Annotated in this window: 8 protein-coding genes; 5 read left to right on the top strand and 3 right to left on the bottom strand. The window is 62.7% G+C overall.

Annotated elements, in window-relative coordinates; genetic code table 11:
• Window positions 1–87 precede the first annotated feature (87 nt).
• Window positions 88–1,941, top strand: a complete 1,854-nt coding sequence (locus tag A3AI_RS0106000) for a class I SAM-dependent methyltransferase (protein ID WP_024514704.1) — start codon at window positions 88–90, stop codon at window positions 1,939–1,941.
• 270 nt (window positions 1,942–2,211) lie between these two features.
• Window positions 2,212–4,314 carry a molybdopterin oxidoreductase family protein gene (locus A3AI_RS0106005; RefSeq protein WP_024514705.1) on the top strand — a complete coding sequence of 701 codons (2,103 nt, stop codon included), beginning with the start codon at window positions 2,212–2,214 and terminating at the stop codon, window positions 4,312–4,314.
• A gap of 114 nt (window positions 4,315–4,428) precedes the next feature.
• Here the strand turns inward: A3AI_RS0106005 and A3AI_RS0106010 are convergent, their stop codons facing one another.
• The 3 genes from A3AI_RS0106010 to A3AI_RS0106020 form a co-directional block, all read right to left on the bottom strand.
• Window positions 4,429–4,752 carry a 2Fe-2S iron-sulfur cluster-binding protein gene (locus A3AI_RS0106010; RefSeq protein ID WP_024514706.1) on the bottom strand — a complete coding sequence of 108 codons (324 nt, stop codon included), beginning with the start codon at window positions 4,750–4,752 and terminating at the stop codon, window positions 4,429–4,431.
• A gap of 61 nt (window positions 4,753–4,813) precedes the next feature.
• Window positions 4,814–5,851 (bottom strand): 2Fe-2S iron-sulfur cluster-binding protein, encoded by a 1,038-nt coding sequence (locus A3AI_RS0106015; protein WP_024514707.1) that lies wholly within the window; start codon window positions 5,849–5,851, stop codon window positions 4,814–4,816.
• Complete coding sequence (locus tag A3AI_RS0106020; protein WP_024514708.1) at window positions 5,851–7,707, bottom strand: ethylbenzene dehydrogenase-related protein; 1,857 nt, start codon at window positions 7,705–7,707, stop codon at window positions 5,851–5,853. The genes A3AI_RS0106015 and A3AI_RS0106020 overlap by 1 nt, the downstream gene beginning before the upstream one ends.
• Before the next feature lie 891 nt (window positions 7,708–8,598).
• Here A3AI_RS0106020 and A3AI_RS42285 point away from each other — a divergent pair.
• From A3AI_RS42285 to A3AI_RS42300, 3 genes are all read left to right on the top strand, one after another.
• Window positions 8,599–10,305: a type I secretion system permease/ATPase gene (locus A3AI_RS42285; protein ID WP_051382317.1), complete on the top strand. Its 1,707-nt coding sequence runs from the start codon at window positions 8,599–8,601 to the stop codon at window positions 10,303–10,305.
• 626 nt (window positions 10,306–10,931) lie between these two features.
• Entirely contained in the window at window positions 10,932–12,296 is a 1,365-nt protein-coding gene (locus A3AI_RS42295) for an HlyD family type I secretion periplasmic adaptor subunit (protein ID WP_198030064.1), read from the top strand.
• Between the two features lie 349 nt (window positions 12,297–12,645).
• Window positions 12,646–14,511, top strand: coding sequence for a hypothetical protein (locus tag A3AI_RS42300; protein ID WP_051382300.1), 1,866 nt, complete (start codon window positions 12,646–12,648; stop codon window positions 14,509–14,511).
• Window positions 14,512–14,562 lie beyond the last annotated feature (51 nt).

Here is a 14,562-nt window from a genome sequence, read left to right on the forward strand (position 1 = left end):
GGCGTGAAGTTATGCGCAGCCCCAAGCCGCTGCTTTTTTCGGTGTGCGGTTCGGCGGCGTGTTACAGATTGGACCAGTTGACGGGACATGAACCGAAAAGAACGACGTGCGGCCAATAAGCGACGCGACGAGTCCGCAAGGAAACCAAACGCCCTTGCCTTCGGCTTGCCGGGCGTCAGCATTGTCGACCTCGCCGCTGAGGCAAGCCGTTTGTACCGGGTGGGCCGCATCAACGAAGCACAGGAGATTTGCCGTCAAATTCTCACGCGCGAGCCTGCACATGTGCAGGGCCTGAATCTTCTGGGCCTGATGGCGCAGGCATCCGGCGATCACCGGGCCGCAGTGAAGATGTTCGCGAAAGCGATTGCTTCGGACGAGGTGGACGCCGCTTGCCACTACAACGTTGGCAATTCGTACCAGGCGTTGGGCAACCGCTCCAAAGCGATCGCACATTTCAGCAGAGCGCTTGCGCTTGGCATGGACGAGAAGGCCGTGACCTTCATCTTGCAAAGTCCTGTCATCGCCACGTATGTTGCGAGGATTGCCAGCAAGTGGCCGCTACCGATAACAAACGTCGAATTGTTCGGCACCGAAGGAATCGTCCCGCTTGCAAACGACCGCTTCCTCCGCTGTGCCATGGAGGCGACGACGCTGCCAAGCGTGCAACTTGAATTGTTGTTGGGATATGCTCGCGCCGAGCTGCTCCGGCTGATAGGTGAGCAGGGCGAAGATAACGACAAAAGCGACGACGATATAGTCGCCTTTGCTTGCGCACTTGCTCAGCAGTGCTTCATTAACGAATATGTCTATGTACAGGCTAGCGCGGAAAGCGAACTTGCGCGCGTACTGCGCGATCGATTGCTGCGGAATCTGGCGTCAGGGGCCGCCATAACTCCACTCACGCTAGCGGTAGTTGCGAGCTATTTCCCACTTCATGCCATGCCAATGGCGGAAGCGCTTCTGCGCCGGGATTGGCCCGCGACCGTGGCCGGCCTGTTACAGATGCAGCTCCGCGAGCCGCTTGAGGAAGCGGGCGATCGCACCGCCATTGCGACACTCGCCCCCATCAAGGACAGCGTATCATTGCAAGTGATGCGCCAATACGAGGAAAATCCTTATCCGCGCTGGACCACCAACCCGCTGAACGCATTCGCTGCCGATCAGGCGCGGGGAAGGATCATCCCGACAGCGGAACGGCAAGCCGAACTGGATATTCTGATCGCGGGTTGCGGCACCGGCTTGCACGCGGTTCAGGTCGCGCAAGTCTATCCGAACGCCCGTTTGCTCGGGGTCGACGTCAGTCTGAACAGTCTCGCCTACGCGCGCCGAAAGACACGAGAACTGGGCTTGCGCAATATCGAGTATGCACAAGCGGATATTCTGGAATTAGGCACGATCAAACGCACGTTCGATAGGATTGAGTCGGTCGGTGTGCTCCATCATCTTGCAGAGCCGACGGTGGGGTGGCGCGTGCTGGTCTCGCTGCTGCGACCGGGTGGCAGGATGTGCATCGGGTTATACAGCAATTTGGCGCGCCGCCTTATCACGGAGGCCCGCGCCCGCATCGCGGCGCGCGGTTATCGCGCCACAGCCGGCGACATAAGAAGGTGTCGCCAGGACCTCATCCACGAGGCGGACCAATGGAAAATGCTGATTGACGGGAAAGATTTCTATAGCATGAGCGGCTGCCGAGACCTGCTGTTTAACGTCATGGAACATCACTTCACTATCCCGCAGATCGCTGCATTTCTGAACGATAATGATCTGTCTTTCCTGGCCTTCGAACCCTTCAGCGATCCGACGGTGATCGAAAGATTTCATAAGCAGTTTCCGGGTGCAGCCGATGAGGCCAATTTGGATCAGTGGTGCCGCTTCGAAGCCGATCATCCCGAGACTTTTTTGGGCATGTATCAATTCGTGGTGGGCAAGAACACGCACTGAAGCTTTGGGGGGCGCGCTTGGTCGCGTTGGGTTCGCGATGCCCGGGCGCGAACTCGCTGCGAGCGGGATCGCGCATGACTATGCCGGTATCCGTCGAATGCACGTTTTGGTTGTTGATTGTTCGGTAGCGCTACCTTGCGGAAGCCGGCGCTTCAGCCTGCCCCGGGAACCTGTTGCGGCGCGAGAAGCATAGCTTGCGCCCAAACTGCGCGTGGACTGCCGGATAAATACGCTCGGCTCCCTAAATATTTGATGCTACTGCTGCTCGCCATGAACAAGCACGCCGGCCTCAGCATCCGCCATTCCACCTGTCCACACGACTGTCCATCGGCCTGCGCGCTCGATGTCGAGGTGATCGACGGCAACAGCATCGGCCGGGTGCGCGGCTCCAGGCGGCAGACCTACACAGCCGGCGTGGTCTGCGCCAAGGTCGCGCGCTACGCCGAGCGCATCCATCATCCCGAGCGGCTGATGTACCCGATGCGCTGCACCGGGCCAAAGGGCTCCGGGCAATTCGCGCGCATATCCTGGGACGAGGCGCTGGACGAGATCGCGGCGCGCTTCAATCAGGTTGAGCGCGAATTCGGGTCCGAAGCCGTCTGGCCTTACTACTACGCCGGCACCATGGGGCTGGTGATGCGCGACGGCCTCAACCGGCTGACCCATGTGAAGAAATATTCGCGCTTCTATTCCACCATCTGCGCCAATATCGCCCGCGTCGGCTTTGCGGTCGGCACCGGCAAGATCGCCGGCGTCGATCCGCGCGAGATGGGCGTGTCCGACCTGGTCGTGATCTGGGGCACCAATCCCGTGAACACCCAGGTCAATGTGATGACGCACGCTTCGCGCGCCAAAAAGGAGCGCGGCGCCAGGATCGCGGCGGTCGACGTCTATAACAATGACACGATGAAGCAGGCCGACATCAAGATCATCCTGCGGCCCGGCACCGACGGCGCTTTTGCCTGCGGCGTGATGCATGTGCTGTTTCGCGAGGGTTTTGCCGATCGCGCCTACCTCGAAAAATACACCGATTGCCCGGCCGAGCTCGAGGCGCATCTGCAATCCCGCACGCCCGAATGGGCCTCGGCGATTTGCGGCGTGCCGGTCAGCGAGATCGAATCATTCGCGCGCACTGTCGGCGAGACCAAGCGCACCTTCTTCCGCCTCGGTTATGGCTTCACCCGCAGCCGCAATGGCGCCACGCAAATGCATGCCGCCGCATGCATTCCGGCGGTGACCGGCGCCTGGCAATATGAAGGCGGCGGCGCGTTCTTCAACAACGCCGCGCTCTGGCGATTCGACGAATCCGTCATCGAAGGCCACGACGCGATCGACCCGGGTATCCGCCAGCTTGACCAATCCAAGATCGGCCGCGTGCTGACAGGCGATGCCGAGGCATTGCGGGGCGGGGGCCCGGTCAAGGCAATGCTGATCCAGAACACCAATCCGGTGACGGTCGCGCCCGAGCAGGCGCTGGTCCGCCAGGGATTTGGGCGGGAAGACCTGTTTGTGGCGGTCCACGAGCAGTTCATGACCGAGACGGCGCAGATGGCCGATATTGTGCTGCCGGCGACGATGTTCATGGAGCATGACGATCTCTATTATGGCGGCGGTCACCAGCACATTTCGGTCGGCCCGAAGCTGATCGATCCGCCGGCCGAATGCCGTTCCAATCACCAGGTGTTGCAGGCTCTTGCGCCGCGGCTTGGAGCCGCGCACCCCGGCTTCGAGATGACGCCGCGGGAACTGATCGATGCCACGCTGAAGAAGAGCGGACACGGCGATATCGAGGGGCTGGAGGCCGATATCTGGCGTGATCTGCAGCCGGACTTCCGCACCTCGCATTATCTCGACGGCTTTGCACATGCCGACAAGAAATTCCATTTCAGGGTCGACTGGGCGCATCCGCCGTTCGGCAATGTGATGGGCGATGCGGACAAGATGCCGTCGCTGCCCGATCACTGGGCGGTCATCGAAGACGTGGATTCGGCACACCCGTTCCGTCTCGCCACCAGCCCCTCGCGCAGCTTCCTCAATACGACCTTCAACGAGACACCGTCATCGCAGGCGCGCGAGGGCAAACCGACGGTGATGATTCACCCGCTCGATGCCGCGAGCCTTCGTATCGCCGATGGCGATGTCGTGACGCTCGGCAATATGCGCGGCGAGACCACGCTGGTCGCGAAATTCTTCGATGGCGTGCGGCGTGGCGTGCTGATCGCAGAATCCGTGCACCCAAACAGCGATCACATCGGCGGCCGCGGCATCAACATGCTGACCGGTGCGGAGGCCGTCGCGCCGATCGGAGGCGCCGCCTTCCATGACAACAAGGTCTGGGTGAAGAAGGTCGTTCTCGGCGACGCCGCCGGCTAAAGCATGATCCGGAAAAGTGTGTGGCGGTTTTCCGAAAAGATCATGCTCAATCAAAGACCTAAAGCGCGATGACGATTCAACCAAATCTCATCGCGCTTTAGCGGCCTGCTGTCGTCAGGTCTGCCGCTCCGGCAAGCGCAGCGTCAGGCCCTCGAGCGCCGGCGTGATCCTGATCTGGCACGACAGCCGGCTGTTGGGAAGGCGCGCGGACACGGTGCTGTCGAGCAGCGTGTCCTCGTCTTCGCCGACGGGGCCGAGCTTCTTGAGCCAGGTCTCGTCGACATAGACGTGGCAGGTCGCGCAGATGCCGTTGCCGCCGCATTCCGCCGCGATGCCCTTGACGCCGTGGCTGACGGCCGCGCGCATGACCGAGGAGTTGTTGTCGGCGTCGATGCTGCGGATATGGTTCTTGCGATCGATGAAGGTGATCTTCGTCATGGAGCCATCCTCGCTTGGCAAGTCCTGTACTGAGTCGTTTCGCGGTCAACGACCACCGTCGCTAGGCCGCGTGCAACTCATCCTCGTTCTTTCGCGGTGAGCCGTCGAACCAGCCGACCACCCGCGCGATCAGGCCTGCCTGCTCGTCTTCGCCGGGGTTCGATACAAACGGATCCGTGTAGCATCTGGCGCCGGCAGCGGCCGCGATCTTCGCCACGGCCTCGGTCATGGCCGGTGCGCCCGCGGTGTAGACGAGATCCGACGGCGAGAGATCCGGCAGATAGTCGGTCGGCCGGCCGCTGCGAAGCACGGAGGAGACGCTCTGCTGCTCGGACACGACAGGGATGATGGTGACGTTGGGAAACAGCGCCAGCCGGCACAGCGCCCCGTCCATGTAGAACGATTGCAGCTTGCGGCTTGCGACGATGAGGACGAGATCGCGTTGCGGCCGCTCGGTGATCGCGCCGACCGCCACCGACCACATCGGCGCAAATCCGGTGCCGCTCGCGACGATCACGATGCGGCCGAGGTGATTGGGGCGGTGGAAGGCGCTGCCAAAAGGGCCGGACAGCCGGACACGATGGCCGATGCGGATCTTGCTGCCGAGCGCGGAGGAGACGGCCCCGCTCGGCAGGCGCCGGATGTGGAAATGCAGGAGGCGATCGTCCGGAGCGCCCTGAAGCGGGTAGGTCGGGCTGTAGCAGCGCGCGGGGAAGCCGCGAAACTGCAGCTTGCAATATTGGCCGGGAAGATAGGCAAATGGTCGCGGCAGCTCGAGCGTGACGCCGACGACGTCGGGCGCGAGCCGCACGAGGTCGACGACGCGGGCCATTGCCGATGTCGGATCAGGCGTCGGTTCCGCCTCCAAAGTGAGGTCGGAGATCACACGCGCCTGGCAGGCATAGATCGTATCACCGCTCGCATCCGTGCCGCCGTAGACTTTGCCGTTGACCAGACGAACCTTGCAGGCGCCGCAAACGCCGCTGCGGCAATCGTGCGGCATCTCGACCCCACTCATCAGCGCGCCATCCAGCAGCATGTCGCCGCAATTGGCGTAGAACGTCTCGCCGTTGAACGTAACCTTGCAAGTCTTCGGCATTACTCTACCTCGATGCGAATAGGTCGGACGTGTCGCGTATGCCTGATCTCGCTGTGATCGAAGGCTGCGACCCGCATGAAGACGCCGCTCTTGAGCGGCACGTCGTATTGGCTGTGGGTATCGAGGCGGCGCGCCACCTCGAGCGCCCAATGTCCGGACGCCCAGCGGGCCGCACAGCGAATGTCGGCGCGGTCGCCGCTGTACTCGCCGGAGACGATGACGCCGGGAACGACGGTGCCGACCGGGATCGCGCGGTCGAGTTCCGGCGTGTAGGGCACCGTCTCCGCCTCCGTCATGAACCAGCGCGCGCCGTCGCTTTCGCCGACATCCGGATCGAGATTGATCAGCCCCATCGCATTGCCTGTCGCCACCATATCCTTGGGCAGTCGCAGCGGCCTGACGAAGCCATTGCCGCCTTTCGGATCGGACGGCGGCACAAAATTGTCGCTGTAATTTGCCGTGCCCGGGTCATGGTCGAAGCCGCCGCGATAGGGCGCGCGATTGCTGACCTGCGTTGCGGTGGGTTCGAGCGGCGGGCCGAAATGGTCGTCGTCCATCCACCCGGTTGGGCCGCCGCTGGTCGCCTTCCATTGCCACACGTCGGCATAGAGGCCTTCAACCATCGTGTAATGCAGGCCACGCCCGCTCATGGTCGCCGGCGCATCGGGAATCGGACGCGGGCTGGCGTGGAAGGTGCGGTCGCCCGCTAGCGTAGCGTCGAGTGTCGTGAACAGCACGGCAAACTTGTCCTCGTTAAAGGCACGCTCGTCACCACGCTCGTAGCCGTCATGGAGCAGGTGCCAGCCGTCGACCCGCTTGATCAGCGGCAGCTGCTTCAGGGAGCGTGTCGGATCCTCCCAGGTGAACAGGAAATAGGCCCAGGTGCCGTCGTGCACCGCGCGGATCTGGACCCTGGACTCGCCCTTGCCGTCGAAATTGCCGCCCTGATTGGTCATGAGCGAGAGCGGCTCGACATTGCGCCAGACCGGATCGGAGGTGTCGCCGTCGAGAACCGGCGCGTCGGCGCTGGCGATGCGGTGGATGCGCAAGGTGTCGACGACCAGCCAATTCGTCGCGAGCAGGATCCAAGTCGCGGTCATTGCTGCGGCTGCGGCGACCAGAAGCGGATTGGTCTGCAGTGTCACGTTCCGTCGCCGCCGCTCGCGCGAGGCGCCGCTCGCCTGCCGCCGTCGTGGTTCATGTTTGCCGTGACCGTCAGGCGCTGTCGGCTGTAGTGGTACCTTCGCCTCCGTACCGGCCTGCGCGTTTTGTTCGACGAGCATGGTCAGAAGCTCGACTGCATCCAGCCGGGGCGGGGGTGGCGGCAGCGGGCCGGGCCTGATGATGCGAAAGAGCTGGGACGTTCCGCCGATCCAGGCATGGACAAGAACGTGAAGGCCGATGAACGCCGGAATGGCCCAGCTTGCCAGCCAGTGTGCGGTGGTGACGGTAAAGCCGGCGAACAGACCGAAATAAAGCAGCCCCCCGCTGGCGATTAGAATCAGCATGGCTGCGAAAAAGCCCCAGGTAAGAAGTGCGCTGACAGCCGCAAGCCGCGCCCGCCTGCGTCCCACGAGTCCGCGAAGCCTCATCTTGTCGAGCTGAACGCGGCGTGTGAGACCGGAGCGTGCCAGGTAAATCGCGTAAGCGAGCGCAATACCGGTCAGCGCCACTGCTGACTTGATGTGCAGGGTCCAGACACTGGTGCACGGCAGAATTGCATCGAGCAGGTTGATCCAGGTCCGATCGGGCGTTTCTGACGCGATGCGCAGCCCGCTGATGAACGCGGCGGCGGTCGCCGCGACGAGCAGCCAGTGCAGGATGACCGTGCCGTAGTCGGTCTTGCGGCGTCTCACCGATCCCTCCTGCTCTCGTGGAGGGCCCACGCTTCGCCGCCGGCATGTCGCCTGGCCGTCTCACACATGCCGCGCGGTCGCAAGCCATCGTCGCCCGACAGTCGCCACGCGGTACGCTGCAGAAAGCCGTTCTTACGCCTATACAACTCGCTGTCCCCCCAGATACGGAATCGCCGGAATCGGCGACGAAAGCCTCTCTCCTTGTTATTCGGCACGCGCCGAAACGCCGTCCAAGCAGCTCTGCCCAAGCTGAATCGGACGATCGGCGGATCTGGCGCGCGGGTGATTCGTGACTGGCCGATCTTCAGGTCTGCTCCGCAGATGCCCTGCCAGTTGTGTCGTTCGCGAAGCGCTTCATTGTTTTTCCCCGTTCTTCATTGCGCCGTCAGCCTGACCGAAGGAAAGACCGGCCAACGTCAATCGACCCAACGGCATCAAGGTTTATTTAGCTTCGTGGCGTCATTCGGCCGACACAACGGCCAATGCGTGCAGAAGCAAGGTCATAGACCGACGATTCTATGACGCCAACGCACGACATGCGGCGCAGCTTGCACGCAACTATCTAGAGTGGTGCCGGAATTTTTTTATCGTAACGGGACGTCGTGGATCTGCACGAAGCCTCGGCAAGGTCGCCGCCTTCGCGCTCAACCTCCCCGCGAGTGATTTTTTTCGAGCCATTGCCCTTCAAGTCCAATTGTTGCCGGAAAATGGTCCGCATCGGCTGTCAGGAAATATACCGACCAGCGATAACTCATCAGGGGGGAGATGCACGGGATGAGTGTCGTGCAGGAGCATTTGCAAACACCGTCGCTCGCGGCAGCGGCGGGCCCATCATCAGCACCGGCAGCGGACGATCCGGTATCGCGCGGCTTGCGCGACAGCCGGCGGCGCATGGTCGGCATCGCCGTATTCAGCGGCGTGATCAATCTCTTGATGCTGTCCGGCTCGCTCTACATGCTGCAGGTCTATGACCGGGTGATTCCGAGCCGTAATCTTGCGACGCTGTTCGGTCTCTCGTCGATGGTGCTGTTTGCCTATCTGATGCAGGGATATTTCGAGGCGCTGCGTTCGCGCATGCTGTGCCGGGTCGCGACCCTGTTCGATGTCGGCCTGCAGGAGGCGATCCATACCGCGCTAGCGACGCTGCCGCTGCGTGGCGCCAAGCCGCTGGCGATGCAACAGCCGCTGCGCGATCTCGACCAGATCCGCGCCTTCATGTCGAGCATGGGGCCGACCGCCTTTCTGGACATGCCGTGGATCCCTGTCTTCCTACTGGCATTGTTCATGTTTCATCCGGCGATCGGCCTGACCGCTTTGCTCGGGACAGTCTCGATCATAGCCATGACATTGCTGACCGAGCGCCTGTCGCGCGGGGCCGCCAAGGCGGCGATGGATTCGAGCGCGCAGCGCCAGGTGCTTGCCGACGCCACGCAGCGCAATGCCGAGGTGATCCAGGCGCTCGGGATGGCGGATCGATTCAAGACGCGCTGGTCGCGGGTCAACGAGCGCTATTTACGGGAAAACATTCGCGCCAGCGATCTGTTTGCCAATCTCGGCTCGGGCGCCAAGGTGATGCGCTATGTGCTGCAGTCGGGCATGTTGGGGATTGGCGCTTATCTCGTGGTGTCCGACAAGGCTTCGGGCGGCGTGATGGTCGCCTCGTCGATCATGATGGGTCGCGCGCTGGCGCCGGTCGAGGTCGCGCTCGGCAGTTGGAAACAGCTTGTCGCGGCACGCCAGGGCATGGCCCGGTTGCGCGCGGTCTGCAAGGCGACCGCAAGACCTCCGCTGCCGGCGGTGGCGCTGGTGCGTCCGAGCCGGGAGCTGTCGGTGCAGGATCTCACGGTTTCAGCACCGGGCACCGATACCCCGATCGTGTCGAATATCAGCTTCAAGCTCCCGGCCGGCACTGGACTGGCACTATTGGGCGCTAGCGCCTCGGGCAAGACCTCGCTCTCCAAGGCGCTTGTCGGAATATGGCCGGCCAGGGGGGGCACTGTCCGGCTTGATGGCGCAGCGATCGATCAGTGGCGCAGCGAGGAGCTCGGCCGCCATGTCGGCTACTTGCCGCAGGATGTCGCTCTGTTCGACGGCACCATTGCCGAGAACATCGCACGCTTCGACGAGAGCGCCACGTCGGAGGCGGTGCTTAGGGCCGCGCAGATCGCGGGCGTGCACGATATCATCCTGCGTCTGCCCGAGGGCTATTCGACCCAGATCGGCCAGGGCGGGATGTCGCTGTCGGCAGGGCAGCGGCAGCGAGTCGGGCTGGCGCGGGCCGTCTATGGCGATCCTTTTCTGGTGGTGCTGGACGAGCCGAATGCCAACCTGGATACCGACGGCGAGAACGCCTTGACCCGCGCCATCCAGATCCTGCGCCGGAATAACAGCATCGTCGTCGTCATATCCCATCGTCCAAGCGCGATCGCCGCCCTGAACATGGCGATGGTCCTCTATGATGGGAAGGTGATCGCCTTTGGCCCGACCGAGGACATCTTCTCCCGCGTTCGCGGCTCGCGCGCGCCCGGCGCGCCGAAGATGCCGACACAACCGGTGGCGAAAGCGCCGCCGCGCGCAGCCGTGACCGAGAGCATCTAGCCATGCGTCCCTTCAACAATGATCCGCGCTTCGATCGCACCGCGCAAGGATGGAGCGGCGAGAGCGATGGTGACGGGGTCGGTCCGCAGGGTGCAGCGCTGATCCGCGAACTCCACCGCCTGCGTCAAGCCCTTGACGACGAGCGCGGAGGGGCCAACCGTCGGCGCAGACCTCCCGCTCCCGACGAGGCACGAAAGCCGCAACCGCCACGGAAGGCCCAAGCGCCGCGGCCCGCCCAAGCGCCGCGGCCAGCTCAAACGCCGCGGCCATCTGACGCCTCCGCGCGGAAGGCCCAAGGCAGGATGCGCCGCGCGCAGCCCAAGCGAAAAAGTACGATGGAGCAGGCGATCGATGTATGTCTGCGGCCATTCGCGGCGAAGGTCTCGATTGAGCCCGAGCGGCCTCGCGAAGGCTCGGTTGAGCCCGCGGCTGTGCCGCCGCGTGGGCACAGCCCGTCGATCGCGCCCACCGACCCCGTGTTTATGGATCTAGCGGCGCCTGCACCCGAAATGCGCGTGCTTGCGGGGGCGCATCGATCCGCTGTCGGTGAAAATGCAGAGGCCGCACTCCCGTCCAAGACCGAGACGGCCGCGGTCAAGTGGATCGCGAGATGCCGGGAGGGCCTCATGACGGGCCTTGCATTCCTCGTGGATCGCGACGGCGCGATGCCGCCGGCTGACGGCGACGACAGCCTCCTCGTCCGGACGCGATGGGGCTTCGAGCATGAGTTGCGTGTCGGGCTCCGAATCCTGATCATCGCGCTACTGCTGGGCGGGGGCTGGCTTGCCTTCGTGCCGCTCGCCGGAGCGGTCGTTGTGCCCGGCAATCTCGTGGTCCAATCCAACGTCAAGCAGATCCAACATCCGACCGGCGGCGTCGTCGCAGAGATCAAGGCGCAGAATGGTGTGCGGGTCGAGGCGGGCGATCTCCTGGTGCGGCTTGACGCCACGCAAGCGAAAGCCAGCCTCCAGGTCCTGACCAAGCAGCTCGACGAGGTCCGGGCGCGGATGGCGCGTCTGGCTGCCGAGCGCGACGGTCGGGCCCAGATCGAGTTCCCGGCAGAGCTTTTGACCCGGGCGAGCGAAGATAATGTCATGAGCCTTTTGGCATCGGAAGATCAGCTGTTCAGGGCGCGCTCCAGCACGCGGCAAAGCCAGAAAGACCTGCTGACCAGCCAGATCGCACAGCTCTCCCAGGAGATCACGGGGCTTGACGCGCAGGTGGATTCGAAGGCCAAGCAACTGGATCTGATCCAGGGCGAGCTTAGCGGTGTCCAGGACCTCTATGACAAGCGGCTGGTGCCGCTGACGCGACTTACCAGCCTCCAGCGCGATGCCGCGCGCATCGATGGTGAGCGCGGGCAGCTGGTGTCCTCGATTGCCGAGACCAAAGCGAAGATCGATACAGCCAAGCTACAGATGGTCCGCGTCGACCAGGACTTTCGGGCCGAAGTCGTGAAGGATATGAACGAGGCGCAGGGCAAGGAGGCCGAGCTTGTCGAGCGCGGCATCGCGGCGCGCGATCAGCTCGACCGGATCGAAATCCGCGCCCCGACCTCAGGGACGGTCAATCAGCTTTCCATTCATACCCTGGGTGGTGTCATTAAGGCCGGCGAGACGATCATGGAGATCGTTCCGGATGCGGACGATCTGCAGATCGAGGCGCGCGTCGACCCGAAGGATATCGACCACGTGAAGACCGGTCAGAAGGCATTCGTCCGATTGACCGCGTTCAATCAGCGCACCACGCCGCAGCTCAAGGGAAGTGTCAACTACGTGTCGGCAGACACCGGGCATGATCAGCAATCGAACAAGCCGTTCTACACGGTCAGGATCGTGCTGCCCGAGGACGAGCGCCGACGGCTGAGCGGGCAGCAGCTTGTCCCTGGGATGCCAACCGAGGTTTTCATGCAGACCGGCAGTCGGACCATGCTGAGCTATCTCTTCGAGCCGATCAACGATCAGCTGCGGCGAGCCTTTGTCGAGCAGTGAGTGCTCTAAGATTGCAAAATGTGCGAGCCGCAATTTGCCCAAACATCATCATACTTGTGCGCGAGCGCGCACCTTCTTTGGCCCAATTGCAACGATTAGTTCACAATCGGTTCGAGCATGATCCGGAAAAGTGTGAGTAGCGGTTTTCCGAAACGATCATGGTCAATCAAAGCGCCGGGCACGACGACGATTCAACGAGGTCGCGTCGCGCCTTGGTAGCGCAAGAAAACACAATTCCCTGGGCCGGCGCCCGTCGGCTGAGGGGGGCAAACGTCCTGCAAACTCTTTACTTGGTCCTGCGAAGAGCGCCGGGGCAGGTGGCGCGATTGGTTATTGGGGAGATCAAACAATGGCGAATAGCACTTTCAATCCGACGGCCCTAGCAAACGGCACATCTAATCTGATCGTGCGCGCTGATGCGCTCAATCCGTCGACCGACCTTGTTCAGGCCGGTGTCGTCTTCAACGATGCGACCAGGTTGCTTGAGGGCGGCACCTTCTTCGCGCCTTCGGGGAGCGGCAACCAGAATCCTGCTCTCGGCAGCTACACGACTGACCTGCATGCGGTGCAGAATGACATCGCCGCAATCCTTGCGACTCCGGCGAGCGCGACCGTCGGAGGTCAGGCATTTGCCGTGAATGCGACCGACACCGCCGTTCTGACCGAGGTCCAGAGTCAGCTCACTTCGCTGATCAATACGGCACCGCAGATCACCAACATTGCGAATATGCAGGCAACCGAGCAGACCCTGCACGCCGGGCAGAACGAAATCCTTCAGGAAATTGCATCCGATCCTCATCTCGCAGCTGCGCTGAATAACGTGCCGTTCCTTGCCAATACGGGCGGAAACGACGTTGCATTCCAGCTCCTGCCCGCGGGCGCTGACGATCCGGCTGCGCTTTCGGCGGCGACGGCTGGAACAAGCTTGAAAGCTGTGGGCGAGGTCTTCAACGCGGCCGCTGATCTGGCGATCGGCGGCATCAACAACGCAAATCTTAACGAGGTCACGACCGATCTGACCGCGGTTTCGCAGGGGCTGAACAATATCATCAACAACAAGACGATGCTCGCGCAGATCGAGACTGGCGAGACGGCGAATGCTGCAGCGCTTACGACGATCCACCTTGAGACAGCGCTGGCGCAGGTCAACCTCCAGCTCAACAAATATGACGGGATGTCCGCAAGCGGCCAGAACGAGGGATTTCGCGGCACCGCCGACAACCTGCTCGACATCATTGACATCATTCAAGGCGATGCCAACCTGAATACCGCGGCGGGAGGCACCGGTACTGCGGGGCATATTGGTGGCTTCGCTGAAATGCCGGGCAATCTCGAGGGGACCACCAACAAGTTCCAGGACAATCAGGCCCAGACCAATTTCTGGGCGGCGTTTCTGTCCGAAGCCAATACGATCAATGCCCACCTGCAGAAGGTGTCCACCGGCGGCGAGCAGGCCAGCCAGGCGCTCATCACGCAGATTGAGAATTATCAGCAGTTCGGCGCCAACTTCGATGCGGCGCAAGGCCCGATCTTCGAGGCACGCTTCGACAATGAATTGTTGGGCGGAACGCTGGTCACCGATACCCAAAATGCTGTGAAGGCACTGCAGGGAATCCTCAATGGCGATACTGGCGCCGCCCTCACCGCGGACCACGCGACAGTTGCCGCGGCCGGGCAGGGATTTGCTGCCGACGCCATGGATGTTTCCGGAAACAATCTCCCGGTCGGCGGCGGCACCTATGTCGGCTCGGCGACAACGGTCACCACGGCGACATCGGTCAATGGTGTTGCGCACGGCACCATTCCAGTCACAGCGACGCCGAACATTGCCAACGGCACCGGCGGGACGCCGGCATCCGGCACCACAACATCGGGCGGCGGCTCTGGGTCGGGTTCCGGTGCAGGTACTGGCTCGGGAAGTGGAAGTGGAAGTGGAAGTGGCGGCAACGCCGGCAATCACGACGGCTGTTCGGGATGCGGCAGTGGTACGGGAGCAGCAAGCGGCGCAAACGATACTGGCGCGAACCAGCAGCACGATTCCGGCCACAACGGCGGCGGATTAGCCAATGACATTGCCGCGCTCCTGCAGGCACTGCAGGGCGGTAACACGAGTGCCGTCAACGCTGCTGTCACAGCATTGGGCAACGACATTCACAATGATCCCGGTGCTGCCTCGACCGCAAGCCACATGCACCTCGCGCATCTCTGGCATTGATTGCGGACAGCCGGCCCAACGCCGCGACAGCGCAAGACCCGGCGCAGACCC

This window comes from Bradyrhizobium sp. Tv2a-2, from assembly GCF_000472425.1.
GTDB lineage: Bacteria > Pseudomonadota > Alphaproteobacteria > Rhizobiales > Xanthobacteraceae > Bradyrhizobium.